26 protein-coding genes are annotated in these 25789 nt (G+C 62.7%); 17 read left to right on the top strand and 9 right to left on the bottom strand.

Annotation, left to right across the window (positions count from 1 at the left end; genetic code table 11):
• Window positions 1-3 precede the first annotated feature (3 nt).
• A complete protein-coding gene (gene serB / locus Q0949_RS12535) occupies window positions 4-882 on the bottom strand; it encodes a phosphoserine phosphatase SerB (protein WP_299372565.1) in 879 nt (292 codons plus the stop codon).
• A gap of 159 nt (window positions 883-1041) precedes the next feature.
• Here serB and Q0949_RS12530 point away from each other — a divergent pair, with 159 nt between their 5' ends.
• The 4 genes from Q0949_RS12530 (at window position 1042) to Q0949_RS12515 (ending at window position 5433) form a co-directional block, all read left to right on the top strand.
• Complete coding sequence (locus tag Q0949_RS12530) at window positions 1042-2208, top strand: phosphoserine transaminase (protein ID WP_299372562.1); 1167 nt, start codon at window positions 1042-1044, stop codon at window positions 2206-2208.
• 84 nt (window positions 2209-2292) lie between these two features.
• Window positions 2293-3888 carry a phosphoglycerate dehydrogenase gene (serA, locus tag Q0949_RS12525; protein WP_299372559.1) on the top strand — a complete coding sequence of 532 codons (1596 nt, stop codon included), beginning with the start codon at window positions 2293-2295 and terminating at the stop codon, window positions 3886-3888.
• 115 nt (window positions 3889-4003) lie between these two features.
• Window positions 4004-4624, top strand: coding sequence for a LysE family translocator (locus tag Q0949_RS12520; RefSeq protein ID WP_299372556.1), 621 nt, complete (start codon window positions 4004-4006; stop codon window positions 4622-4624).
• Window positions 4625-4698: 74 nt separating this feature from the next.
• Window positions 4699-5433 carry a metallophosphoesterase family protein gene (locus Q0949_RS12515; RefSeq protein ID WP_299372553.1) on the top strand — a complete coding sequence of 245 codons (735 nt, stop codon included), beginning with the start codon at window positions 4699-4701 and terminating at the stop codon, window positions 5431-5433.
• A 227-nt stretch (window positions 5434-5660) separates the two neighbouring features.
• Here Q0949_RS12515 and tdh read toward each other — a convergent pair whose 3' ends face one another.
• From tdh to Q0949_RS12500, 3 genes are all read right to left on the bottom strand, one after another.
• A complete protein-coding gene (tdh, locus tag Q0949_RS12510; protein WP_299372549.1) occupies window positions 5661-6698 on the bottom strand; it encodes an L-threonine 3-dehydrogenase in 1038 nt (345 codons plus the stop codon).
• A complete protein-coding gene (locus Q0949_RS12505) occupies window positions 6698-7882 on the bottom strand; it encodes a glycine C-acetyltransferase (RefSeq protein ID WP_299372547.1) in 1185 nt (394 codons plus the stop codon). Before Q0949_RS12505 ends, tdh begins: the two co-directional genes overlap by 1 nt.
• Before the next feature lie 97 nt (window positions 7883-7979).
• Window positions 7980-8540 carry an XRE family transcriptional regulator gene (locus tag Q0949_RS12500; protein WP_299372545.1) on the bottom strand — a complete coding sequence of 187 codons (561 nt, stop codon included), beginning with the start codon at window positions 8538-8540 and terminating at the stop codon, window positions 7980-7982.
• Window positions 8541-8635: 95 nt separating this feature from the next.
• Between Q0949_RS12500 and Q0949_RS12495 the strand changes: the two genes are divergently transcribed.
• Window positions 8636-9817: an acetyl-CoA C-acyltransferase family protein gene (locus Q0949_RS12495; protein WP_299372543.1), complete on the top strand. Its 1182-nt coding sequence runs from the start codon at window positions 8636-8638 to the stop codon at window positions 9815-9817.
• 39 nt (window positions 9818-9856) lie between these two features.
• Here the strand turns inward: Q0949_RS12495 and ubiB are convergent, their stop codons facing one another.
• Window positions 9857-11389 carry a 2-polyprenylphenol 6-hydroxylase gene (gene ubiB / locus Q0949_RS12490; RefSeq protein WP_299372541.1) on the bottom strand — a complete coding sequence of 511 codons (1533 nt, stop codon included), beginning with the start codon at window positions 11387-11389 and terminating at the stop codon, window positions 9857-9859.
• 64 nt (window positions 11390-11453) lie between these two features.
• A complete protein-coding gene (ubiE, locus tag Q0949_RS12485; RefSeq protein WP_299372539.1) occupies window positions 11454-12200 on the bottom strand; it encodes a bifunctional demethylmenaquinone methyltransferase/2-methoxy-6-polyprenyl-1,4-benzoquinol methylase UbiE in 747 nt (248 codons plus the stop codon).
• A gap of 91 nt (window positions 12201-12291) precedes the next feature.
• Between ubiE and mutM the strand changes: the two genes are divergently transcribed.
• The 12 genes from mutM to Q0949_RS12425 all read left to right on the top strand — a co-directional run bounded on the left by mutM (window position 12292) and on the right by Q0949_RS12425 (window position 24404).
• Window positions 12292-13143, top strand: a complete 852-nt coding sequence (gene mutM, locus Q0949_RS12480; protein ID WP_299372536.1) for a bifunctional DNA-formamidopyrimidine glycosylase/DNA-(apurinic or apyrimidinic site) lyase — start codon at window positions 12292-12294, stop codon at window positions 13141-13143.
• Window positions 13144-13206: 63 nt separating this feature from the next.
• Complete coding sequence (locus Q0949_RS12475) at window positions 13207-13983, top strand: enoyl-CoA hydratase (protein WP_299372533.1); 777 nt, start codon at window positions 13207-13209, stop codon at window positions 13981-13983.
• Between the two features lie 81 nt (window positions 13984-14064).
• Window positions 14065-14328 carry a 30S ribosomal protein S20 gene (gene rpsT / locus Q0949_RS12470; protein ID WP_299139909.1) on the top strand — a complete coding sequence of 88 codons (264 nt, stop codon included), beginning with the start codon at window positions 14065-14067 and terminating at the stop codon, window positions 14326-14328.
• A gap of 496 nt (window positions 14329-14824) precedes the next feature.
• A complete protein-coding gene (gene dnaA / locus Q0949_RS12465; RefSeq protein WP_299372530.1) occupies window positions 14825-16183 on the top strand; it encodes a chromosomal replication initiator protein DnaA in 1359 nt (452 codons plus the stop codon).
• 178 nt (window positions 16184-16361) lie between these two features.
• Complete coding sequence (gene dnaN, locus Q0949_RS12460; RefSeq protein WP_299372526.1) at window positions 16362-17480, top strand: DNA polymerase III subunit beta; 1119 nt, start codon at window positions 16362-16364, stop codon at window positions 17478-17480.
• Between the two features lie 48 nt (window positions 17481-17528).
• Window positions 17529-18629 (top strand): DNA replication/repair protein RecF, encoded by a 1101-nt coding sequence (gene recF / locus Q0949_RS12455; RefSeq protein WP_299372523.1) that lies wholly within the window; start codon window positions 17529-17531, stop codon window positions 18627-18629.
• Window positions 18626-19246 (top strand): LysE family translocator, encoded by a 621-nt coding sequence (locus Q0949_RS12450; RefSeq protein WP_299372520.1) that lies wholly within the window; start codon window positions 18626-18628, stop codon window positions 19244-19246. Before recF ends, Q0949_RS12450 begins: the two co-directional genes overlap by 4 nt.
• Window positions 19247-19326: 80 nt before the next feature.
• Window positions 19327-21744, top strand: coding sequence for a DNA topoisomerase (ATP-hydrolyzing) subunit B (gene gyrB / locus Q0949_RS12445; RefSeq protein ID WP_299372517.1), 2418 nt, complete (start codon window positions 19327-19329; stop codon window positions 21742-21744).
• Window positions 21745-21867: 123 nt separating this feature from the next.
• Complete coding sequence (locus tag Q0949_RS12440; RefSeq protein ID WP_299372514.1) at window positions 21868-22557, top strand: nitroreductase family protein; 690 nt, start codon at window positions 21868-21870, stop codon at window positions 22555-22557.
• Between the two features lie 3 nt (window positions 22558-22560).
• Window positions 22561-23274, top strand: a complete 714-nt coding sequence (locus Q0949_RS12435) for an extensin family protein (protein ID WP_299372511.1) — start codon at window positions 22561-22563, stop codon at window positions 23272-23274.
• A 73-nt stretch (window positions 23275-23347) separates the two neighbouring features.
• Window positions 23348-23878, top strand: a complete 531-nt coding sequence (locus Q0949_RS12430) for a PRC-barrel domain-containing protein (RefSeq protein ID WP_299372508.1) — start codon at window positions 23348-23350, stop codon at window positions 23876-23878.
• Between the two features lie 184 nt (window positions 23879-24062).
• On the top strand, window positions 24063-24404 hold the full coding sequence (locus Q0949_RS12425; RefSeq protein WP_299372505.1) for a DUF2853 family protein: 342 nt from the start codon (window positions 24063-24065) through the stop codon (window positions 24402-24404).
• Window positions 24405-24637: 233 nt separating this feature from the next.
• On the opposite strand, the gene Q0949_RS12420 is transcribed toward Q0949_RS12425, so the two are convergent.
• From Q0949_RS12420 to Q0949_RS12410, 3 genes are read right to left on the bottom strand one after another with little or no spacing between them, the layout of a single operon-like run.
• A complete protein-coding gene (locus Q0949_RS12420; RefSeq protein ID WP_299372502.1) occupies window positions 24638-25036 on the bottom strand; it encodes a DUF1761 domain-containing protein in 399 nt (132 codons plus the stop codon).
• 60 nt (window positions 25037-25096) lie between these two features.
• Complete coding sequence (locus Q0949_RS12415) at window positions 25097-25516, bottom strand: EVE domain-containing protein (protein WP_299372499.1); 420 nt, start codon at window positions 25514-25516, stop codon at window positions 25097-25099.
• Entirely contained in the window at window positions 25513-25788 is a 276-nt protein-coding gene (locus Q0949_RS12410) for a YciI family protein (protein WP_299372496.1), read from the bottom strand. Before Q0949_RS12410 ends, Q0949_RS12415 begins: the two co-directional genes overlap by 4 nt.
• Between the last annotated feature and the right edge of the window lies 1 nt (window position 25789).

Raw genomic sequence — 25789 nt, 5'->3', positions numbered from 1 at the left:
GGATCAGGGCGTCACGAACTCGGACCGCGCATAGCCCTGAACATAAAGCAGCGCGGTCAGATCGCCAAAGTTCACCCGCACATCACACTGCGCCGCAACCGCAGGCTTCGCATGCAGGGCCACCCCCATCCCCGCGCGTTTCAGCATGCCCAGATCATTGGCCCCGTCCCCCACGGCCAAAACATCCGCCTCGGCAATGCCAAGGCGCGCGGTGATCTCCTCCAACGCATCGACCTTGGCCTGCTGGCCCAGGATCGGCACACCCACCTCGCCGGTCAAAACACCCTTGTCCGTCACCAGCGTGTTGGCCCGGTTTTCATCAAACCCCAACTTGCCCGCCACCGCCGCGGTAAAGGCCGTGAACCCCCCCGACACCAGCGCCGCATAGGCCCCGTGCGCCTTCATCGTGGCCAGCAGGACCGGCCCGCCCGGCATCAAGGTAATCCGCGTGTCCAGAACCTGGCCAATCACCGCCTCGGGCAGGTCGCGCAACAACCCGACCCGCTCGCGAATCGCCGCCTCGAAGTCCAGCTCTCCGTTCATGGCGCGGGCGGTGATGTCCTTGACCCGCTCGCCCACACCGGCGACATCGGCCAATTCGTCAATGCACTCCTGCTGGATCATCGTGCTGTCCATATCCGCCAGCAACATGCGCTTGCGCTGCCCCGCCAGCGGCGTGATGACCAGATCAACGCCCAGCTCTTGCAGGTCCGCCCAGACCGCCCACCGGTTGTCCGGCACATGCTCCAGCGCAAAGGCCGCCGCCTCGTCCACCGCCAGCCACTGCACATCGCCGCCACCCCACGCATTGCGCAGATTGTCGATCAATGCAGGCTCCAGCGCGGGGGCCAACGGGTCGGTCAAAAGCGTGCAAACAAACATGAGGTGTCGTTTCCGATAGGCGACGCAGATGTCGCAATTTAATGTTCAAGCGGCGCTATAGCCCCGCTTTGCCTGTTGCACCACCCCACCGGCCCCCGTACATGCGGCAGTGGGACACCCTTCCCCAACGAAGGGCGATTATCTGTAAGGATACCAGACATGGCTATGACTCAACCGGCGACGCGGCCGGACACTCTTTTACCGTCGACGAAACCGTCGAACCCGCGTTTTTCCTCTGGCCCCTGTGCCAAACCCCCCACCCACAATCTGACCGCTCTGGCTGATGCGCCCCTTGGCCGCTCGCACCGCGCGGCCGTGGGCAAGGCCAAGCTCAAGCAGGCCATCGAAGACACCCGCGACATCCTCGGCGTGCCCGCCGACTATCGCATCGGCATTGTGCCCGCCTCCGACACCGGCGCCTATGAGATGGCGATGTGGTCGCTCCTGGGCGAACGCCACGCCGACATGGTCGCCTGGGAAAGCTTTGGCGCAGGCTGGGTCACCGACGTGGCCAAACAGCTCAAGATCGAACACACCGTCCACACCGCCGCCTATGGCGAGATCGTGGATATGGCCGCCCTGAACTACGACAACGATGTCTGCTTTACATGGAACGGCACCACCTCCGGCGTGCGCATGGCCAACGGCGACGCGATCCCCGCCGACCGCGCGGGCCTGACCCTGTGTGATGCCACCTCTGCGGCCTTTGCCATGGACCTGCCGTGGGACAAGCTCGATGTGACCACGTTCAGCTGGCAAAAGGTGCTGGGTGGCGAGGCGGCGCACGGCATGCTGATCCTGTCGCCCCGCGCCGTGGAACGGCTGGAAAACTACACGCCGCCATGGCCCCTGCCCAAGATCTTCCGCCTGACCAAGGGCGGCAAGCTGATCGAAGGCATCTTCGTCGGCGAAACGATCAACACGCCCTCCATGCTGGCAGTCGAAGATTACCTGTTCTCGCTCAACTGGGCGCGCGACGTGGGCGGGCTCAAGGGCCTCATCGCCCGTGCCGACGCCAATGCACAGGCGATCTGGGATTTCTGCGACGCCCATGACTGGATCGACAACCTCGCCGTTGATCCTGCAACACGGTCGACCACGTCCGTCTGCCTCAAATTCACCGACGACCGGATCACCGACGGTGCCGCCTTTGCCAAGGCCATGGCCAAACGGCTCGCGGATGAAAACGTGGCCCTTGACATCGGTGCGTACCGCGACGCCCCTCCGGGCCTGCGCATCTGGTGCGGCGGCACGGTCGAGACATCGGACATCCAGGCGATGCTGCCCTGGCTTGCCTGGGCGTTCGAGGCCGAAATCAACGCATGATCATTGGTGGGCAGATTGCCCACCCTACCCCATCCCGTAGGGTGGGCAATCTGCCCACCGCCGACCCGCAAAAGGACCACCACAATGGCCCCCAAAGTACTCATCTCCGACAAACTCTCCAAAGCCGCCGTCCAGATCTTCCGCGACCGGGGGATCGAGGTCGACTTCGAACCCGATCTCGGCAAGGACAAGGACAAACTGGCGCAAGTCATCGGCCAGTATGACGGCCTCGCCATCCGCTCCGCCACGCGCGTGACCCCGACGATCCTCAAGAACGCCACCAACCTCAAGGTGATCGGCCGCGCAGGCATCGGCACCGACAACATCGACAAGGACGCCGCCTCGAAAAAAGGTGTGATCGTCATGAACACGCCCTTCGGCAACATGATCACGACGGCGGAACACGCCATCGCCATGATGTTCGCCGTCGCCCGCCAGATCCCCGAGGCCTCGACCTCCACCCATGCGGGCAAGTGGGAAAAGTCCAAGTTCATGGGCACCGAACTGACCGGCAAGACGCTGGGCGTGATCGGCGCAGGCAACATCGGCGGCATCGTCTGCGACCGCGCCCGTGGCCTTAAGATGAAAGTGCTGGCCTACGACCCCTTCCTCGGCGAGGAAAAGGCCGACAAGATGGGCGTCGAAAAGGTCGAGCTTGAAGACCTGATCAAGCGCGCCGACTTCATCACCCTGCACGTCCCCAAGACCGAACAGACCGCCAACATGATCACCGCCGAGCGCATCGCGATGATGAAACCCGGCGTGCGCATCATCAACTGCGCCCGTGGCGGCCTCGTGGACGAAGAGGCCCTTGCCGAAGCGCTCAAATCCGGCCACGTCGCCGGTGCCGCCTTTGACGTCTTCGCCGAAGAACCCGCCAAGGAAAACGCGCTCTTCAACCTGCCCAACGTGGTCGTCACACCCCACCTCGGTGCCGCCACCACGGAGGCGCAGGAAAACGTCGCCCTGCAAGTGGCCGAACAGATGGCCAACTACCTGCTCACCGGTGCCGTGGAAAACGCGCTCAACATGCCTTCCGTCACGGCCGAAGAGGCCAAGGTCATGGGCCCCTGGGTCAAGCTCGCCGGCCACCTGGGCAGCTTCATCGGCCAGATGACGGACGAGCCGATCAAGGCGATCAACATCCTCTATGACGGCGTCGTGTCCGACATGAACCTCGAGGCGCTGAACTGCGGCGTGGTCGCGGGCATCATGAAACGCGCCAACCCGGACGTGAACATGGTCTCCGCCCCAGTGATCGCCAAGGAACGCGGCATCCAGATATCGACCACCAATCAGGACAAATCCGGTGCCTTCGACGGCTATATCAAGGTGACAGTTGTGACCGACAAACGCGAACGCTCGGTGGCAGGCACCGTGTTCTCGGACGGCAAACCGCGCTTTATCCAGATCAAGGGCATCAACATCGACGCCGAGATCGGCGCGCACATGCTCTACACCACGAACGAGGACGTGCCGGGCATCATCGGCCTCTTGGGCAACACGATGGGCCACAACGGCGTCAACATCGCGAACTTTACCCTGGGACGTGCCGCCGTCGGGGGCGAGGCCATCGCGCTTCTCTATGTCGACAACCCGATCCCGGCGGACGTGCTGAAAACACTCGAAGGCACCGGCCAGTTCACGCAGGTCAAACCGCTCGCGTTCGATGTGGCATAGGGTACGCCGTCGCGGCGCATCTCTGGCGAAAGGTGCGCAGTAAATGCGCACCTTACACTGCGGTGCAGGCCGACCCACGGCTTGCACCAACCGCGTCCGACGCTAAGCTGACAACATGCCCTCCATCGAGCACCTGATCCCGTTCCTTCTCGCCACTGCCGTCTTTGCCTATGTGCCGGGCCCCGCGACGCTTTATGCGACGGCGCAAACACTGGCAGGCGGGTATCGCAATGGATTGATGGCGGCGCTTGGGCTGCATGTCGGCGGATATGCCCATGTGATCGCCGCAACCTTTGGCCTGGCCGTTCTGCTCGAACTGGTCCCGCCCCTCTACCTGGCACTCAAACTTTTGGGGGCGGCCTATCTTGTCTGGCTCGGCGTCCAGATGATCCGCACCCGCCACCTTGGCCGTGCGGCCAGCGCCCCGCCCGCGCCCAAGCGGACCTTTGGGCAAAGCGTCACGGTCGAGGTTCTCAACCCGAAAACCGCCCTGTTCTACGTGGCGTTCCTGCCGCAATTTTCCGACCCCACAGCCCTGTGGCCAATCTGGGCGCAACTGCTGACCCTCGGCGTCGTCGTCAACGTGATGTTTTCAAGCGCGGATCTCATCTGTGTCGCGCTGGCGCATCGGCTGTCGCGCGCTCTGTCGTCGGGCGGGCGCGCCGCCGCACGGCTGCGCGTCCTAAGCGGCGGCACCCTTGTCGGGCTTGGTCTGATCACCGCTCTGGACCGCTGATCCCGACCCCGGTGGCAGACCCGGCTCAAACCCGTTATGGCACCCACAATCGCCCCTGATCCGAAAGGCTGCCCATGACCCCGCTCTATGCCATTGGCGACATCCATGGCCAAAAGGCCGAACTGGACCGTGTGCTGGACCTGATCCAGACCGATGGCGGGGCGGGTGCAGAGATCGTCTTTCTCGGCGACTACGCCGACCGTGGCCCGGACAGCCGCGCGGTGATCGACACGCTGATCGACGGGCGCGATGCCGGGCGCAACTGGACGTTTCTCAAGGGCAACCATGACCGCATGTTCGACTGGTTCATGTCCGACCCGCTGCGCCACGACCCCTACATGATGGTCGAACTTTATTGGCTGCATCCACGCCTTGGCGGTGACACCACACTCGCCTCCTACGGCGTCGACGCGGGCGGGCGCAGGCGCGAACAGGATGTGCAGGCCGATGCACTGGCCGCCGTTCCCGCCAGCCACCTCAGCTTTCTCCGCGATCTGCGGATGACCCATGTGCGCGGCGACCTGATGTTCGTGCACGCGGGCATCCGCCCCGGCGTCGCAATCAAGGACCAGACCGAAGAAGACCTGCTCTGGATTCGCAAGGAATTCCATGATCACACCGCGCCGCACCCCAAACTGATCGTGCACGGCCACACGCCCGTGGATGCGGCGACGCATTACGGCAACCGCGTGAACCTCGATACCGGCGCAGGCTACGGCAAGCCGCTGACCGCCGCGGTGTTCGAAGGGGGCAAGGTCTGGACCCTGACGGCAGAGGGGCGCATGCCGCTCGACGTCTCACCTGCGTAACCCGCGACATACCGCCGCGGATTAACCATTCGAATCAGTGATTTAGGGCCGCTGTCCGCAAAACGTAAGGTTTCAGGTCGAAACTGTACGTTTTCGCCAAATCGACGTGAAACGCCCGCCGGATGCGGCATCAAGACTGCGCAGTTTCCCAGCCAAACTGCACATTTCCACACACGATCGGCCCCGCACACACCGCGCAACACCATGGTTAACGCAGCGCACGCGCCTCAGGTCCAGTCCAGCACAACCTTGCCCGACGACCCCGATTTCATCGCGGCAAATCCCGCCTCAAATTCCTGCACCTTGAACCGGTGTGTGATGACGCCAGACACATCCAGACCGTTCTGCAACATCGCAATCATCTTGTACCAGGTCTCGAAAATCTCGCGGCCATAGACGCCCTTGATCGTGATCGCCTTGAACACGATCCGGCTCCAGTCCACCGGCGACTTGCCGGGCGGAATGCCCAGCATCGCAATGCGCCCGCCCATGGTCATCGCCTCGACCATCTGATCCAGCGCGGCCTGATTGCCCGACATCTCAAGGCCCACGTCAAAGCCTTGCGTCATCTTCAGCCCCGGCATCACATCGGTCAGGTTTTGCTTGGCCACATTGACCGGCACCACGTCCGCCACACGCGCCGCCAGCGCCAGACGATCGGGGTTGATGTCCGTGATCACCACGTTGCGCGCGCCCACATGCCGCGCCACAGCCGCCGCCATGATCCCGATAGGCCCGGCCCCGGTGATCAGCACGTCTTCTCCAATCAAATCAAAGGATAAGGCGGTGTGTACCGCATTGCCCAGCGGGTCCAGAATGGCGCCGATATCATCGCTGATCTCATCCGGCAGCGGCACCACGTTGAACGCAGGCAGGCGCAGGTATTCGGCAAAAGCCCCCTGCTCGTTCACCCCGATCCCCCGCGTGGCGGGGTCCAGATGAAACTTGCCCGCACGGCTCTGGCGCGATGTCTTGCCGATCAAATGCCCCTCGCCGGAACACCGCTGCCCCAGCGCCAAACCCTCAACGTTAGAGCCTGTTTCGACGATCTCTCCGGCAAACTCATGCCCGGTGATCATCGGCGTCGGCACGGTGCCTGCGGCCCAGTCGTCCCAGTTCCAGATGTGAATGTCAGTGCCGCAAATCCCGGTCTTGTTCACCCGGATCAGCACGTCATCCGGACCGATCTCCGGCACCGGGGCAGTCACTTTCCACAATCCCTCGCGGGCGTGGGTTTTCTCAAGCGCGAGCATCGTGTTCCGCATCAGATCACCCCCAACGCCGTGCCGACTGTTTCAAACGCGGCCAACCCCCGGTCCAGATCCGCGCGGGTCAGCGCGGCATTCATCTGCGTCCTGATCCGCGCCTGCCCGCGCGGCACTACGGGGAAGAAAAACCCGGACACATACACACCCTCATCAAACAGCCGCGCGGCCATGTCCTGCGCCAGCTGCGCCTCTCCCAGCATGACGGGGATGATCGGATGCTCACCGGGCAGCAGTTCGAACCCCACCGCCGTCAGACCCGCCCGCCAATAGGCGGCGTTGTCGAACAGCCGCGCACGCAGGGCGTCGCCCTCTTCGACCAGCCGGATCGCCTCGATCCCCGCAGCCACGATTGCGGGCGGCAGGGAGTTGGAAAAGAGGTACGGCCGCGCCCGCTGGCGCAGAAGGTCGATCACAGGCTGCGGCCCCGCGATATAGCCGCCAATGGACCCGCCCAGCGCCTTGCCCAGCGTGCCCGTCAGCAGATCAACCTCGACACCCGCATGAGCCGGGGTGCCCGCGCCCTTTGGCCCCATGAACCCCGTGGCGTGACAATCATCCACCATCACCAGTGCACCGTATTTCTGGGCCAGCACGTTGATTTCCGGCAGCTTTGCCAGATAGCCATCCATCGAAAACACACCGTCCGTCGCAATCACGATATGCCGCGCGCCCTCGTCGCGGGCCAGCTGCAATTGCCCCTCCAGATCGGCCATGTCGGAGTTGGCATAGCGATACCGCTTGGCCTTGCACAGACGGATGCCATCAATGATCGACGCATGGTTCAGCGCGTCCGACACAATCGCGTCCTCGGGGCCGAACAACGGCTCGAACAACCCGCCATTGGCGTCAAAACACGCGGCAAAAAGGATCGAATCGTCCTTGCCCAGAAACCGCGCCAGCCGTTGTTCCAGTTCGCGATGCAGGTCCTGCGTGCCGCAGATGAAACGCACGCTCGCCATGCCAAACCCGTGGCTGTCCATCGCAGCGCGCGCCGCCGCAACCAGATCGGGGTGATCCGCCAGCCCAAGGTAATTGTTCGCACACAGGTTCAGAACCGCGCGGTCACCCACATCGATCCGCCCACCCTGGGGCGAGGTGATCATGCGCTCGCGTTTCATCATCCCGTCGGCCTCGATCCGGGCGAGGGTGTCGGCAACATCGGTCAAAAACGCTTGGGTCATGTCAGGGCTCCTTTGATGGGAGCATCTAACATGCCGGATGTGATTCCGAAATACAGGATTTCATGATACCGGACAAAAATCCGTGAAAGCGGACGCCTTATGCGTCCTGCACAACCAGAAACGCGCGCGCGGGTGCATCAGCGGCAATCCGGTGCACCACATCCGCCGCGTATCGCGCCGTGTCGCCCGGACCAATCACATCCGTCGCGTCGCCGCTGGTGATGGTCAGGGTTCCGTCCACCACGGTCAGATGTTCGCGCGCACCACGCCGGTGCGGCTGGCTGTCCAGCGCGCCGCCAGCGGTAAACCGCAGCTCGTACACCTCGTGCCGCCCGGCATCTTCGGGCGGGCTGAGAATGCGGATGGTGCAGCCGGTGCCGCGGTTTTCAATGCTGGGCACATCCGCGTCGCGCAGCACCTCGATGCTGCTGGAGGGCCCGTCCTCAAGAAGGCCCGCGAAATCCACCTGCAAGGCGCGCGTCAGGTTCCAGAGCGTCGCGATGGTGGGCGAGGATTCGCCGCGCTCGATCTGGCTGACCATGGACCGGCTGACACCGGAGAGTTTCGCCACCGCGTCCAGCGACAGGCCTTGCGCGCGCCGCGCCTCCTTGAGGCGGGCGGGCAGCAGGGACAAGATTGCGTCTGTTTCATCCGTCATGACGGAGAGATGCCCGTGCCGTTGCGTCGAAGTCAAGCCATGGGGCTGACTTTGCCCGCGCCCCCGGCCATATCGGACCAAAGGGAGAAAGCACCATGACCCAAGACATCGTTATCCTCGACGGCGCGCGCACCGCCATTGGTACATTCGGCGGATCGCTGGCCGGAACCAGCCCCATCGACCTGGGCACCGTGGCGGCCAAGGCCGCGTTGGAACGGTCCGGGGTCGAAGGCGGACAGATCGGCCATGTTGCCTTTGGTCACGTGATCAACACCGAACCGCGCGACATGTACCTGTCCCGCGTGGCGGCGATGCAGGCGGGTGTGCCGGACACAACACCGGCGATGAATGTGAACCGTCTGTGCGGGTCGGGCGTTCAGGCGATTGTGAGTGTGATTCAGTCTCTGATGCTGGGCGATGCCGACTTTGGCCTGGCGGGCGGGGCCGAGAACATGTCGCGCTCGCCCTTTATCATTCCCGACCAGCGCTGGGGCGCCAAGATGGGCGATGTCCGCACGCTGGACATGATGCTGGGCGCGCTGAACTGCCCCTTTGGCACAGGTCATATGGGGGTCACGGCAGAGAACGTGGCCGCCGAGCACGGGATCAGCCGCGCGGATCAGGACGCCTTTGCCCTGCAAAGCCAGGAACGTGCGGCGGCGGCCATCGCGGATGGTCGTTTCGACAGCCAGATCGCGCCGGTCGAGGTGCGCGTGAAACGCGACACCCTGCAATTCGCCACGGATGAGCACCCCAAGGCGACGAGCCTCGAGGCGCTGGGCGGGTTGCGCCCGGTGTTTCAGAAGGACGGGTCGGTGACGGCGGGCAATGCGTCCGGGATCAATGACGGTGCGGGCGCGGTTGTGCTGGCCACGGCGGACGCGGCGGAGAAGGCCGGTCTGACGCCCCGCGCCCGCGTTCTGGGCTATGCCCATGCCGGGGTGCGCCCGGAGGTGATGGGGATCGGGCCGATCCCCGCAGTGCGCAACCTGCTGGACCGGACGGGGTTGTCGGCGGGCGACTTTGACGTGGTGGAATCGAACGAGGCCTTTGCCGCGCAGGCATTGGCGGTGTCGAATGATCTGGGCTTTGATCCGGCGCGCGTGAACCCCAATGGGGGCGCGATTGCGTTGGGCCATCCGGTTGGAGCGACCGGCGCGATCATCACGGTCAAGGCGCTCTATGAGTTGGAGCGGATCCAGGGGTCGAAGGCGTTGATCACCATGTGCATCGGTGGTGGTCAGGGGATCGCCCTGGCGATCGAACGCATCGCCTGAGGCGGCGTTGCGTTTGCATATTTGAAGAACAATGAAGGGTCAGGCGAACGCTTCGATCAGGAGCGTCAGCCCGCCGCCTGCGGCGAGGCCGATGATGCCCGTGAGGATGATCCAGCGCCAGAAGCCGTGACGTTTTTCCGGGGCCGGGTTGGATTGCGCGATCAGGGCCTGTTCGACAAGGCCTGGCAGGCGCGGACCGAAACGCGTGAGGACGCGTGCGGTCTTGTAGAGGTCGGTGATCACGGCCTTGGGACCGATGGATTTCTGGATGTAGTCGGTGACGACCGGTGAGGCGACCTGCCAGATGTTGATGTTGGGGTTGAGGGAGCGGGCCACGCCCTCGACGACCACCATGGTGCGTTGCAGCAGGATCAGTTCGGTGCGGGTTTCCATGCCGAAGCGTTCGGTGACCTCGAAGAGGTAGTTGAGCAGACGGCCCATGGAGATCTTGGACGCGTCCATGCCAAAGATCGGCTCGCCCACGGCACGTAAGGCACGGGCGAATTCGTCGACGTCCTTGTCGGCGGGCACGTAACCGGCTTCGAAGTGAACCTCGGCGACGCGTTTGTAATCCTTGCGGATGAAGCCGAACAGGATCTCGGCATAGACGCGGCGGGTGTATTCATCGATGTGGCCCATGATCCCGAAGTCGTAGGCGATGATGTCCCCGTTGGGCGCGACCTTGAGATTGCCCTGGTGCATGTCGGCGTGGAAGTAGCCATCGCGCAGGGCGTGCAGGAGAAAGAGTTTCAACACCCGTTCGCTGAGGTCGATCCGGTTGTGGCCCGCGGCGTCGATGGCGGCGTTGTCGCCCATGGGCACGCCGTCCGCCCATTCGAGCGTCATCACCCGGCGGGCGGAGTATTCCCAGCGGATCTTGGGCAAGGAGAACCCATCGTCCTTTTCGGTATTGGCGGCGAACTCACCCGCGGCAGAGGATTCGAGGCGCAGATCCAACTCGCCCTGCACGACGCCGTCGAAATGTTCGATCACTTCCATCGGGCGCAGGCGGCGGGCGCCGGGGGCAAAGATTTCGACGATGCGGGCGGCGAGGTAGAAGGCGTCGACGTCCTTTTTGAAGGCGCGTTCGATGTTGGGGCGCAGCACCTTGACCGCGACCGGTTCGCCGCCATCGGCGAGTGTCGCCTTGTGCACCTGCGCGATGGAGGCGGCGGCGACCGGTTCGCTGAAGGCGGCAAAGATCGTATCGGCGGGCTGGCCCAGCGCGCGTTCGACCTCGGCCTTGGCGTCGTCGATGGAGAAGGGCGGCAGTTTGTCCTGAAGCACGCGCAGTTGCACGGCCAGTTCGTCACCGACCACATCCGGGCGGGTCGAGAGAACCTGACCGAACTTGATGTAGGCGGGGCCGAGTGCGGTCAGCGCGCGGGTTGCGGGGGGCATGGACGGATCGCCCTTGTAGCCCAGCCACTGGAACGGTTTGCCCAGCGCCTTGGCGACAAAGCGCAATGCGGGCGGTGCCTCGAACGCGTCGAGGACGACATTCATCGCGCCGGTCCGTTCCAGCGTGGCGCCGGTGCGGATCAGCCGGATGATGTTGTGCGGACCCCTCATGGATGTGTCCCCGCGGGGACACTTGTGGTTACCCGCGCGTTAACCACAGCATGTTGACTGTTCATCAGATCTTCCACCCCGAGTGCAAGGCGGCGATGCCCATGGACAGATTCCGGTACTTGGCGTTTTCGAACCCGGCGCTGCGCACCATCGACAGGAAAGTCTCTTGATCGGGGAACTTGCGGATTGATTCGACGAGATACTGATAGCTGTCGCGATCCCCGGCGATCATCTGGCCCATGCGCGGGATCACGTTGAAGCTGTAGAGGTCATAGAGTTTTTGCATGCCGTCATTGGGCAGTTGGCTGAACTCGAGCACCATCAGGCGGCCACCGGGTTTGAGGACGCGGAACGCCTCATTCAGCGCCTCTTGGGGGCGGGTCACGTTCCGGATGCCAAAGCTGATCGTGTAGACGTCGAATGTGTTGTCATCAAAGGGCAGCGCCATGGCGTCCCCCACCACCCAGTCCAGGCTGTCCTGCATCTGATCGGCCTCGGCGCGTTTGCGGCCCTCGACAAGCATGGGTTCGGTCAGGTCCAGCACGGTGGCGTGGCCGTGGCCTGCACGCTTGAGGAACTTGAAAGAGATGTCGCCCGTGCCGCCCGCGACGTCGAGCAGCTTTTGTCCCGCGCGCGGGGCGAGCCAGTCCATCATCGCCTCTTTCCAGATGCGGTGGATGCCGACGCTCATCACGTCGTTCATGATGTCGTACTTGGAGGCGACCGAGTTGAACACGCCCTGCACGCGCCCGGCCTTTTCGCGCTCTGGCACGGTTTCAAACCCGAAATGCGTGGTGGTGTCGTCGGTCATGGTCCTGGGCGTCTTTCTCTTTACTCAGGCCTTGTTATAGGCCGCTTGCGGGCATACACAACGTAGCCCTTTTGACGCAGGAGCCGCGCCAATGCCCGAACTGCCCGAAGTTGAGACCGTCCGACGCGGATTGAGCCCCGCGATGGAGGGGGCCGTGATTGCACAGGCGGATGTGAACCGGCCCGACCTGCGGTGGCCGTTTCCGCCCGGCATGGCCGAGCGGTTGAGCGGGCAGCAGGTGCTGGGGCTGCGGCGGCGGTCGAAATATATCCTGATCGATCTGAGCAGTGGCGAGACGTTGCTGGTGCATCTGGGGATGTCAGGGCGGATGCTGGTGTCGGGTGATCCGCTGGGCCAGTTCGTGCACGAACATCCGGCGGCGGAAAAGCATGACCACGTGGTGCTCCACATGGACAACGGGGCGCGGATCACCTTCAACGATCCGCGCCGGTTCGGGGCGATGGATCTGATGGAGACGGCAACGGCGGAGCAACACAAGTTGCTCGCGGTGCTGGGGCCGGAGCCTTTGGGCAATGCGTTCAACGAGGATCATCTGGTGAACGCCTTTGAGGGCAAGAACACGCCGGTGAAATCCGCCCTGCTAGATCAGAGAATCGTCGCGGGATTGGGCAATATCTATGTGTGCGAGGCGCTTTTTCGGGCAGGTATCTCGCCCACGCGCAAGGCCGGGCGGATCGCGGCGGGCCGGGTTGCGGCACTGGTTCCGATTATCCGCGAGGTGCTGGCGCAGGCGATCAAGGCCGGGGGATCGTCCTTGCGCGATTTCCGCCAAGCTGATGGAGAGCTTGGATATTTCCAGCACAATTTTGACGTTTACGGGCGCGAGGGGGAACCATGTCGGGCGTCCGGGTGTTCGTCCGATATCACGCGGATCGTGCAATCGGGGCGGTCGTCCTTCTATTGCAGGTCGTGTCAATCATAGCTTGAAACGGGGGACGCGCATGGTAATGCTCGGCCCTCAACGGCAACAGATGAAAGCATTCCCATGGCCTATGAGACGATCATCGTCGACGTCGAAGACCACATCGCCAAGGTGACCCTGAACCGGCCCAAGGCGTTGAATGCCCTCAATGACCAATTGATGCGCGAACTGGCCGATGCCATGGGCGCGGCACAGGCCAACGACAAGGTGCGGTGCATTGTCATCACCGGGTCGGAAAAGGCGTTCGCCGCCGGGGCCGATATCGCGATGATGAAGGACAAGTCCTATGTGGAAGTGTTCACCGAGGATCTGTTCGGGCCCGAGACGGATGCCATCACGCGGGTGCGCAAGCCGGTGATCGCGGCGGTGTCCGGCTATGCGCTGGGTGGCGGGTGCGAGTTGGCGATGATGTGCGATTTCATCATTGCCGCCGATACGGCAAAGTTCGGCCAGCCCGAGATCAATCTGGGCGTGATGGCCGGGATCGGCGGAAGCCAGCGGTTGACCCGCGCGGTGGGCAAGGCCAAGGCCATGGACATGAACCTGACGGGTCGGTTCATGGATGCCGAAGAGGCCGAGCGCGCAGGTCTGGTGAGCCGGGTGGTGCCCGCCAAGAAGCTGATGGACGAGGCGATGGGCGCTGCGGCCAAGATCGCGGAGAAGTCGATGATCTCGGCCATGGCGGTCAAGGAATCGGTGAACCGGTCGTTTGAGGTGCCGTTGCGCGAGGGTCTTTTGTTTGAACGGCGGCTGTTCCATGCGCTGTTTGCCACCGAGGATCAGAAGGAAGGCATGGCGGCCTTTCTGGAAAAGCGCGAGGCGCAGTTCCGCGACCGGTAGGGGTGGCTTGACTCGGTTCCCGGTCGGGCCTATGGACGCGACTTCTGAAACTACCGCACCAATAGATTGGGACGAGATAACATGGCAAATTCGCCTCAGGCCAAAAAGCGGGCCCGTCAAAACGAAAAACGCTTTCAAGTGAACAAGGCGCGTCGTTCGCGCATCCGGACATATCTGCGCCGTGTCGAAGAGGCGATTGCCTCGGGTGACAAGGACGCCGCAACCGAAGCATTGAAGGCGGCACAGCCCGAATTGATGCGCGGTGTGACCAAGGGTGTGTACCACAAGAATACCGCGTCGCGGAAAATGTCGCGCCTCTCCGCTCGGGTGAAATCGCTCGGCTAAAGGTGTTGCAGCACAGTGACACAAAAGCGTCGCAATTTTGCGGCGCTTTTTTTGTTTTTCTTATGAAAACAAGGGCCGCGGCGATTCTTGTGTGAGTCAACATCGAAGTTCAGTGGACGGCCTGTGGACGAAATTGCTACCACCGAACATGCGATCAGGAATCGCTTGGGGGGACAGGCCCGGCGCTGAAACGAACATGTTCGTGGCGGCAATGGGTGCGGTAAAAGCGCTGAGAAGCGCTCTGCATTTGGGACATGACGCCATGCGTCACGGACCGACCTGTCGTTAAATTTTGGTGTGCGGACGGCGAGTGCGTATTGTCTGGTTTTGGCCAGGGGATCGGTCGCTTCATCTGTAAAGTACCGAAGGGATCGGACCTGCGGCCATATGGCAGTGGGGTGGGACCGGTTTGCCCCATGTTGGGACAGGTAAGGCCATTCCGGCGGGCCAAGGTCGTCGGACACGGGATGATAGGCAGCGGGGACAAAGAACGCTTATGACGCAACAAGAATGGGGACAGCTGAGACAACGGCTGCTCAAGACCGTCGGTCAAAACAACTACAAGAATTGGATCGAACCGCTGGAGTTTCGCGCCTTGGCAGACGGGATCGCATCCTTTGACGTTCCGACAAATTTTCTGGGCAATTACGTCAGCCAGAACTTCTCTGATCTGATCCTGCACGAGCTGAAATCGGATGATCACGATGTGCGTCGCCTGAACTTTTCCGTGCCGGCCAACGCGCAGTCGCGCCCTGCATCTGCTGCTGTCGCCCCCGTGACACAAGCCGCGACCGCACCTGCGGCGCAGAACGGTTTGTCCGCGGCCCCGCTGGACAAACGATTTACCTTTGACAGCTTTGTGGTGGGCAAGCCCAACGAGCTGGCCCATGCCGCGGCCAAGCGCGTGTCCGAAGGCGGCCCCGTCACGTTCAACCCGCTGTTCCTTTATGGTGGGGTCGGTCTGGGCAAAACGCACCTGATGCACGCCATCGCATGGGAACTGCGCAGCAACCGTCCCGACCTGAACGTGCTGTACCTGTCGGCGGAGCAATTCATGTACCGCTTTGTGCAGGCGCTGCGCGATCGCAAGATGATGGATTTCAAGTCCATGTTCCGGTCGGTCGACGTGCTGATGGTGGATGACGTCCAGTTCATCGCGGGCAAGGACAGCACGCAGGAAGAATTCTTTCACACGTTCAACGCGCTGGTGGACCAGAACAAGCAGATCATAATCAGCGCCGACCGCGCCCCCGGCGAGATCAAGGACCTTGAGGACCGCGTGAAATCCCGCCTGCAATGCGGTCTGGTCGTGGACCTGCACCCCACGGATTACGAACTGCGTCTGGGCATCCTTCAGTCCAAGGTCGAACAGCAGCAGGCCGTCTATCCCGATCTGGGCGTCGAGCCGGGCGTGCTGGAGTTCTTGGCCCACCGGATTTCGACCAATGTGCGTGTTCTCGAAGGAGCGTTGACCCGGCTGTTCGCCTTTGCATCCCTTGTGGGCCGCAAGATCGACATGGATCTGACGCAGGACTGTCTGGCCGATGTGCTGCGCGCGTCCGAACGCAAGATCACCGTCGAAGAGATCCAGCGCCGCGTGTCGGAGCATTACAACATTCGCCTGAGCGACATGATCGGGCCCAAGCGGCTGCGCAGCTATGCGCGTCCACGGCAGGTCGCCATGTACCTTTCCAAACAGCTGACATCGCGCAGCCTGCCCGAGATTGGCCGCCGCTTTGGCGGGCGCGACCACACCACAGTGATGCACGGTGTGCGCCGCATCGAAGAGCTGAAGCAGTCGGACGGTCAGATCGCCGAGGACCTCGAATTGCTGCGCCGCGCGCTCGAGGCATAAATCTGCGCCAGATCGAACACAGCGGGCGTCCTTTGGGGCGCCCGTTTTGGTTTTCCGGCCCCGACCGCTTGACGCCACGCGCCCAGCGCCCGACAAGCAATAAAATGCTTGTGATGTGCCGCAGTTGGGATAGTGTGCCCGTCCCGGTGCAAGGGTCAGACGTGTGGGGAGACAGGCCATGAAAATCAGTGTCGAACGCGGTGTGTTGCTCAAGGCGGTCAGCCAGGCGCAATCGGTGGTCGAGCGTCGCAACACGATCCCGATCCTTGCCAATGTATTGATCGAGGCGGAAGGGTCCGATGTGACCTTCCGCGCGACGGATCTGGATATTGAGGTTGTCGACAAGGCCCCCGCACAGGTGGAACGCGCCGGTGCCACGACGGTGGCGGCCACCACCTTGCACGAGATTGTGCGCAAGCTGCCCGACGGGGCGCTGGTGACGCTGACGGCGGACGCGGCCTCGGGTCGGTTGACGGTCGAGGCGGGGCGGTCGAATTTTTCACTGGCGACCCTGCCCAAGGAAGATTTTCCGGTCATGGCTTCGTCGGAATATGCGTCGAATTTCTCGGTCGATGCGCCCAAGCTGCGCCGGTTGTTCGACAAGTCGAAATTCGCGATTTCCACCGAAGAGACGCGGTATTACCTGAACGGTGTCTACATGCATGTGGCCGATGGCGACGACGGCCGCGCGCTGCGCTGTGTGGCGACGGACGGCCACCGGTTGGCGCGGATCGACAGCGACCTGCCCGAGGGTGCGGCGGATATGCCCGGCGTGATCGTGCCCCGCAAGACCGTGGGAGAGTTGCGCAAGCTGCTGGATGATGACGACATGAAGATCGCGGTGTCCGTGTCGGAGACCAAGGTGCGTTTCGCCACGCCGGAGATCACGCTGACGTCGAAGGTGATCGACGGGACGTTCCCCGACTACACCCGCGTGATTCCCGTGGGCAACACGCGCAAGATGGAAGTGGACGCCAGCGATTTCGCCAAGGCGGTGGACCGGGTGGCGACGGTGTCGTCGGAACGGTCGCGCGCGGTGAAGTTGCAGCTGGACGAGGACCGGTTGATCCTGTCGGTGAATGCGCCTGACAGCGGTGCTGCCGAGGAAGAGCTGGCCGTGGCCTATGGCGACGAGCGGCTGGAGATCGGGTTCAACGCGAAATACTTGCTGGAGATCGCATCCCAGGTGGACCGCGAGAACGCGGTGTTCATGTTCAATTCATCCGGTGATCCGACGCTGATGCGTGAGGGCAATGACCAGTCGGCTGTCTATGTCGTCATGCCGATGCGCGTGTGATTTTCTCGCCTCCGGCGGGCATATTTTACGAACAATGAAGGGGCTTTCGTGGTGTTGCATCTGACATCGCTGGCCCTGTCGCATTTTCGCTCGCACAAGCTGGCGCGGCTGGCGCTGGATGGGCGGCCGGTGGCGATTTACGGGCCCAATGGCGCGGGCAAGACCAACATTCTGGAAGCGGTGTCTTTGATATCGCCCGGGCGCGGGTTGCGGCGTTCGTCGGCGGAGGACATGACGCGGCGGCCCGAGGCGGTGGGCTGGAAGCTGTCCGGGTTGTTGCAATCGTTGCATCAGGTGCACGAGGTCGAAACGTGGTCCGAGGGGGGTGCGGCGCGGCAGGTGCGGATTGACGGCAAGGCGGCGGCGCAGACGGCCCTCGGGCGGATTGCGCGGGTGTTGTGGTTGATCCCGTCGATGGACCGGTTGTGGATCGAAGGCGCGGAAGGACGGCGGCGGTTTCTGGACCGCATGACGCTGTCGTTCATCCCCGATCACGCGCAGGTGTCGCTGGACTATGACAAGGCGATGCGCGAGCGGAACCGGTTGCTCAAGGACATGGTGCGGGATGCGCATTGGTATGCCGCGCTGGAGACGCGGCTGGCCGAGACGGGGATGGCCATTCATGCCAACCGGGTGCGGGCACTGGCGGAGTTGGCGCAGGCGCAGGCGGGGGCGCAGACGGCCTTTCCTGCAGCGGATCTGACGTTGTTGCCCGGAGAGTTGGGGATGCCGGACACGGTGGAGGATCTGCGCGCGGCGCTGGCCGGGGGGCGGGCACGCGATCTGGCGGCGGGGCGGACGTTGATCGGGCCGCATCGGGCGGATCTGTTCGGGGTCTATGCAGCCAAGGATATACCGGCCAAGGATTGTTCGACGGGCGAGCAGAAGGCGCTGTTGGTGTCGCTGATCCTGGCCAATGCGCGGGCGCTGGCGCGGGATTTCGGGGCGCCGCCCCTGTTGCTGCTGGATGAGGTGGCGGCGCATCTGGATGCGGACCGGCGCGCGGCGCTTTATGACGAGATATGTGCCCTGGGCGCGCAGGCGTGGATGACGGGGACCGAGACGCAGCTGTTTGAGGCGCTGGCGGACCGGGCGCAATATGTCGAGGTCACCGAGACGGACGGGATCAGCGAGGTTCGGGGACCGTGACCCTCGCGCCGTGGGACATTGCGCTTTATGCGGGCGCGCTGGCGGTATTGTTCCTGACGCCGGGGCCTGTCTGGGTCGGGCTGATTGCGCGCAGCCTGTCGGGCGGGTTTCAGGCGGCGTGGCCGCTGGCCTTAGGCGTTGTGGTCGGGGATGTGCTGTGGTCGCTGCTGGCGATCTTTGGCATCACGTGGATCCTGTCGGTCTATGGCGGGTTTCTGGCGGTCCTGAAATGGGTGGCTGCGGGGATTTTCCTGCTGATGGGGGTGATGGTGATCCGTGCCGCCGACGCGCAGATCAGCACCGACAGCCGGTTGACGCGGCCGGGCATGTGGGCGGGGTTTCTTGCGGGATTGGCGGTGATCCTTGGCAATCCCAAGGCGATCCTGTTCTACATGGGGATGCTTCCGGGGTTCTTTGATCTGACGCAGCTGACAGCGTGGGATGTCGCGGTGATCGTGCTGTTGTCGATGATCGTGCCGCTGGTCGGAAACCTTGTCATGGCGCTGTTTATCGATCGGGCGCGACGGCTTTTGACCTCTGCGCGCGCCTTGCGTCGGATGAACCTGATTGCGGGCGGTTTGCTGATCTGTGTGGGCCTGATCATCCCCCTGACCTGACACGCAAAATCTTGTGTCAGTTGCGTGACATTCCCCCTGAAAAACCGTATATTTGGTGCAACCACTCAAGGGGCCCATAAATGGCAGATAACGAGCAAATCCCCGAAGAATACGGCGCGGATTCTATCAAGGTTCTCAAAGGCTTGGAGGCGGTACGCAAGCGTCCGGGCATGTATATCGGCGACACCGACGACGGCAGCGGCCTGCACCACATGGTGTACGAGGTTGTCGACAACGGGATCGACGAGGCGCTGGCCGGTCATGCGGATGCCGTGACGGTGACGATCCACGCGGATTCATCGGTGTCGGTCAGCGACAACGGGCGCGGGATTCCGGTGGGGATTCACGAAGAAGAAGGCGTGTCGGCGGCCGAGGTCATCATGACCCAGCTGCACGCGGGCGGGAAGTTCGACAGCAACTCGTACAAGGTGTCGGGCGGTTTGCATGGGGTTGGCGTTTCGGTGGTGAACGCCCTGTCTGTGTCGCTGGACCTGCGGATCTGGCGCGATGGCAAGGAACACGTGGCGCGCTTTGCCCATGGGGACACGGTGGAGCATCTCAAGGTTGTGGGTGACGCCGGTGACCGCACCGGGACCGAGGTGCGGTTTCTCGCCTCGACCGAGACATTTTCGAACCTCGAATACTCGTTCGACACGCTGGAAAAGCGGCTGCGCGAACTGGCATTCCTGAACTCGGGTGTGCGGATCATTCTCGTGGATGAGCGGCCAGTGGAACACCTGCGGTCCGAGTTGTTCTATGAAGGGGGCGTCAAGGAGTTCGTGAAGTACCTTGATCGGTCGAAGTCTTCGGTCATGTCTGAGCCAATTTTCATTCAGGGCGAGCGCGACGAGATCGGCGTCGAGGTCGCGATGTGGTGGAACGACAGCTATCACGAGAACGTCCTGCCCTTTACCAACAACATCCCGCAGCGCGATGGCGGCACGCATATGGCGGGCTTTCGCGGGGCGTTGACGCGGACGATCAACAACTATGCCCAGTCGAGCGGGATCGCGAAGAAAGAAAAGGTGAGCTTTACCGGCGATGATGCGCGCGAGGGTCTGACCTGTGTGCTGTCGGTCAAGGTGCCTGATCCGAAGTTCTCGTCTCAGACGAAGGACAAGCTGGTGTCGTCCGAGGTGCGCCCGGCGGTTGAGGGGTTGGTGAATGAAAAGCTGGCCGAGTGGTTCGAGGAGAACCCCAACGAGGCCAAGATCATCGTGGGCAAGATCATCGAGGCCGCACTGGCCCGTGAGGCGGCGCGCAAGGCGCGGGAGCTCACACGGCGGAAGACCGCGATGGATGTGAATTACCTTGCTGGCAAGCTGAAGGATTGTTCGGAGAAGGACCCGAGCAAGACCGAAGTGTTTCTCGTCGAGGGGGATTCGGCTGGTGGATCGGCGCAGACGGGTCGGGATCGGCGGACGCAGGCGGTGCTGCCCCTGCGCGGCAAGATCCTGAACGTGGAGCGGGCGCGGTTTGACCGGATGCTGTCGAGCCAGGAGATCGGCAACCTTGTCATGGCGCTGGGGACGGGCATTGGTCGGGACGAGTTCAATATCTCGAAGCTGCGTTACCACAAGATCGTCATCATGACGGATGCGGACGTGGATGGTGCGCATATTCGGACGCTGCTGCTGACGTTCTTTTACCGGCAGATGCCGGAGCTGATCGAGGGCGGGTACCTCTATATCGCGCAGCCGCCGCTCTACAAGGTGGCGCGGGGCAAGTCCGAGGTGTACCTCAAGGACCAAACAGCGCTGGAGGATTACCTGATCGAGCAGGGCACCGAGGGTGCGATGCTGCGCCAGGGGAACGGCGAAGAGATCGTGGGCCAGGATCTGGTGCGGGTGGTCGAGGAGGCGCGGCAGCTCAAGCGGGTGTTGCAGGCCTTCCCGACGCATTATCCGCGGCACATTCTGGAACAGGCGGCGATTGCCGGGGCGTTTGTGCCCGGCGCAGTGGAGGCCGACCTGCAAGGTGTGGCCGACAAGGTGGCGGAGCGGCTGAACCTGATTGCGCTGGAATGGGAGCGCGGCTGGGTCGGGCGGATCACGCAGGACAAGGGCGTGCGGCTTGCACGGATCCTGCGCGGTGTCGAAGAGGTGCGGACGCTGGACGGGCCGATGCTGCGATCCGGTGAGGCGCGCAAGACCGGGACGTTCACGCAGTCCTTGCAGGATGTGTACAGCCTGCCCGCGACACTGCATCGCAAGGACCGCAGCCAATTGATCATGGGGCCAATGGACCTGTTGGATGCGATCCTCGAAGAAGGGGAGCGCGGCCTGTCGTTGCAACGCTACAAGGGTCTGGGCGAGATGAACCCGGATCAGCTGTGGGAGACAACGCTGGACCCGGATGCGCGCACGCTGTTGCAGGTGCGGGTCGAGGATATGGCCGAGGCGGACGATCTGTTCACCAAGCTGATGGGCGACGTGGTGGAGCCGCGCCGCGAGTTCATCCAGCAGAATGCGTTGAGTGTCGAAAACCTCGATTTCTGAGTACCCGCCCGGCGGACACGCCGGGCAGCGCCGACACGCCCCCCCCCGGGGCGGCGCTATAGCACCACCCCGCGTGTCGGCCCTCCCCTCGGCACAAGATCAGGATCGAAAAGGACACAAACCATGTTCTCCAAGGACCAGCTTGAATACACGCAACTGCCGCTGCCGGACCGTCAGGACCTGAGCGATGCGGAGATGCTGCAACAGGCCGAAGCCTATCGCGACATGATGGCCAAGCGGCACACGGTGCGTGACTATTCCACCCGTCCGGTCGATCAGTCGGTGATCGAGGCCTGCGTGGCCGCGGCGGGCACTGCGCCGTCGGGGGCCAACCACCAGCCATGGCATTTCGTTGCCATTCAGGACCCCGCGATCAAGAAACAGATCCGCGACGCCGCCGAGGAGGAAGAGCGCAAGTTCTATGGCGGCGGGGCCAGTGACGAGTGGATCAAGGCGCTGGAGCCCATTGGCACGAATGACCACAAACCGCATCTGGAGGATGCGCCATGGCTGGTCGTGGTCTTTGCCCAACGCTATGGCAGTTTTGACGACGGGACGCGGTACAAGAACTATTACGTGCCGGAAAGCGTGGGGATCGCGACGGGCATGTTGCTGACCGCGTTGCATATGGCGGGGCTGGTGACGCTGACCCACACGCCGAACCCGATGAAGTTTCTGGGCGAGTTGCTGGGGCGGCCCGACAGCGAGAAGGCGACGATGATCATCGCCGTGGGCCATGCCGCCAAAGACGCAACCGTGCCCGCCGTCGCCAAGATGAAAAAGCCGCTGAGCGAAATCCTGTCCGTCCGCTGACCGATGCGTCTTGCGTCTCTGCTCTATGCGCTTTTGACGCTGTTCATCATGGCCTGCGTCGCGGGCTTTCTGCTGATCTATGCGCCGGGCACGCCGCTGCCCGATGCGCTGAACCCGATCAAACCGCTGAACGTGACGGATCCGCTGTCGCCGCTGACCCGGACCAAGATGGCGCAGGCGCTGGCCAGCGGTGCCACCTGTCGCGCCGCATTGGGCACGGGGGCGGAATTCGAGCCCCTGCCCGACCTGACGACGCCATCGCAATGCGGCATTGCAGACCGGGTGACCCTGCGCAGTGTCGGCGGGGCGCGGATGACGCCGGTCGAGACGCGATGCCAGACCGCGCTGCGGCTGGCGATGTGGCACCGGCACGGGGTGATCCCGGCCGCGCGGACACATTTCGATCAGGAGGTCACCGCGATCCAGCACGCGTCGAGCTATAGCTGTCGCCAGATCAGGACACCGCAGGGATCGTCCGGGCGTTTGAGCAGCCACGCCACTGCCGAGGCCATCGACATTTCCGGCGTGACCCTCGGCGATGGGCGCCGCCTTCGGCTGTTGAGCGGGTGGAATGACGCAGGCACGCAAGCTGCGTTTTTTCGCGATCTGAGGAACAGCGCCTGCACATGGTTTCGCGTGACGCTTGGCCCCGACTACAACAGTCTGCATGCGGATCATTTCCATCTGCAACACAGCGGCTGGGGGCTGTGCCGCTAAAAAATCCGGGCGGTTGCCGGAACCCTTTTGCCTGATCGCCGTTGGTTCACCAGATGAAACAATGGAGGTCACTATGACACGCAACGTACTGAAAACAACCGCTGCCATTGCCGCCTTGATTGCCACACCCGCCTTTGCCGGGTCGATGTCGGACAAGCCGGAAGACACCGCAATCGACAGCCAGGTGGGCACTGCGACACTGGCCACAGCCGAGATGCTGGCCAATGAAACCCAAGAAGGTTTCGAGACTGCAATCGACACCGCGGATGCCGCGACGAGCGACATGGATGACATGGACGCCGAGCCCATGACCGTGGCCGAAATCATCGGCACCAACGTGCTGACCGCGTCGGACGAGACCGTGGGTGAGATCGACTATGTCATCAAGTCCGCCGACGGTTATGCCGCGGTGATCGGTATCGGTGGTTTCCTGGGTCTGGGCGAGTACACCGTTGCCCTGCCGCTGGAACAGTTTGACCGTACCGGCGACGGCGAACTGCGTCTTGCCACATGGTCCGAGGCCGAGCTGGAAGCCCTGCCCGAGATCGACGAGAGCGAGCTGGAAAGCCTGCCCAGCGACTACGAGATCAACATGTCCTCGTAATCGGTGACAGCAATTGCGCGGAAAGGGGTGCCGATCAGGCGCCCCTTTTTGCGGTTTAGAGCCCAATTTTCCCCGCCGAAATTGTTTGTCCTTTGCCGTTTTGTCGTTATCGTGCCCGCACAAGACTGAAATGCCTTGCGTCAGCTACAAAATATGGACGCAAACCAACGGTGGGAGACCAGATATGGGCAAACGGGACGATTTGATCGCACAATATGCTGACGATCTTAAGAATAAATGCGGGATGACGCCTGACATGGACCTTTTGACAAAGGTGACCATCGGATGCGGCCCCGCGATCTATAACTCCGACGCGTCCACCGTCGCCGGGAGCCAGCCTTCGGAACTGGAAACCGTCAAGAACAACTTTCTCATCAAGAAGCTGGGCCTGGCCGATGGCCCGCAATTGATGGAAGCGATCAATTCCGTGATCGAAACCTATGGAAAATCCGAGCGCAACAAGTACCGCGCCGTGGTCTATTACATGCTGACCAAGCATTTCGGCAAAGAGGCCGTCTACGGCTGAACCTGAGCCTTGGATTGGACGATTGGAGCACCCGCAAGTTAAGCGGGTGTTTCTGTTTTCAGGGCAATTAAAAATACTATAGATTTGCAAATTTCCGGGGCGCTGCGTATGCAGTACATGTCCGACCAGAACGGTCAGACCCGAAATTCAAGCAAACGTGCGGTGGCTCTGTGGAGTGCACGCTGGGGCGAGAGAGGGGTCTGACCACGCAGGTGGTCCGGCCCCTTTTCGCATCAGAACAGCATCAGAACCGCGCCGATCACGGTACAGCCAAACGTGGCATATCCGCTGTCGATCAGCGTCAGCCGGAAAGGCCGTGCGCCAAAGGCGTAGAACGTGGCGATCCATGGGCTGACAAGGAACAGGCCGACGCCAAAGCCGGAGACGAGCCCCTCGCCGAATGTGTCGATATTGCTGAGCGCAAAGACGTGGCGCATCATGCCCGCCACGAGGATCGCGCCCACGATGCTGGTGATATAGGGCACTGGGTTCTTCTGGTTCGCGGGCGCGTCACCTGCGTCGTTCAGAGGCACGCCCGACGCCGCCATCCACGGCTTTGCGAAGACGGTGTACCACACCGCGCCGAACATGAACCCGGCCACCCCGGCCACGACCACTGCCAAAAATCCCATCTGACCCTCCATTATGCGATTTACTGCAAGCCTACAGAGGTTCGGGCGAAACCCTAAGAGTTATTCCGGGATCCCGGCCATCTCGCAGACGATCCGCCATTCATCCGCCGTTACGGGCTGCACCGACAAGCGCGAATTGCGGATCAGTGCCATGTCGGACAGACGTTCATCGGCCTTGACCATGTCCAGCGTCACGGGCGTCTTGACCGGCTTGACCGCCTTGATGTCCACGCAGTCCCAGCGGTCGTCGTCGGTGGTGCTGTCGGGATGGGCCTCGGCGCAGACCTCGACGATCCCGACAACCGCCTTTTCCTTTTGCGAGTGGTAGAAGAACCCGCGGTCACCCACAGCCATCTCGCGCATGAAGTTGCGGGCCTGATAGTTGCGCACACCGTCCCATTCTTCGCCCGCATCGCCCTTGGCGACCTGCTGGTCCCAGCTCCAGGTGGAGGGTTCGGATTTGAACAGCCAGTATTTCATGCGCCGATCACCTGGTTCCACGCGGTGATTGTCACCTCGCGGAACAGGCCCGCCTTGGCATAGGGGTCGTTGTCGGCCCAGTCCTGCGCGGCGGCCATGTCGTCCAGTTCCAGCACGATCAGCGACCCGCAGGGTTTGCCGTCGGCGTCGAGGAACGGCCCTGCCTTGCGCACGGCATCAGAACCCTTGAGGTAGTCGAGGTGCGCGGGCCGGTTTTCCATCCGCAGGTCCAGCGCGCCGTCCTTGTCCCAGGCCATCAGTGCAAAAATCATC

This window comes from uncultured Tateyamaria sp., from assembly GCF_947487805.1.
Classification (GTDB): Bacteria; Pseudomonadota; Alphaproteobacteria; order Rhodobacterales; family Rhodobacteraceae; genus Tateyamaria.
The sequence above is the reverse complement of the archived record's forward strand: the minus strand, read 5'-3'. Positions and strand labels throughout refer to the sequence as shown.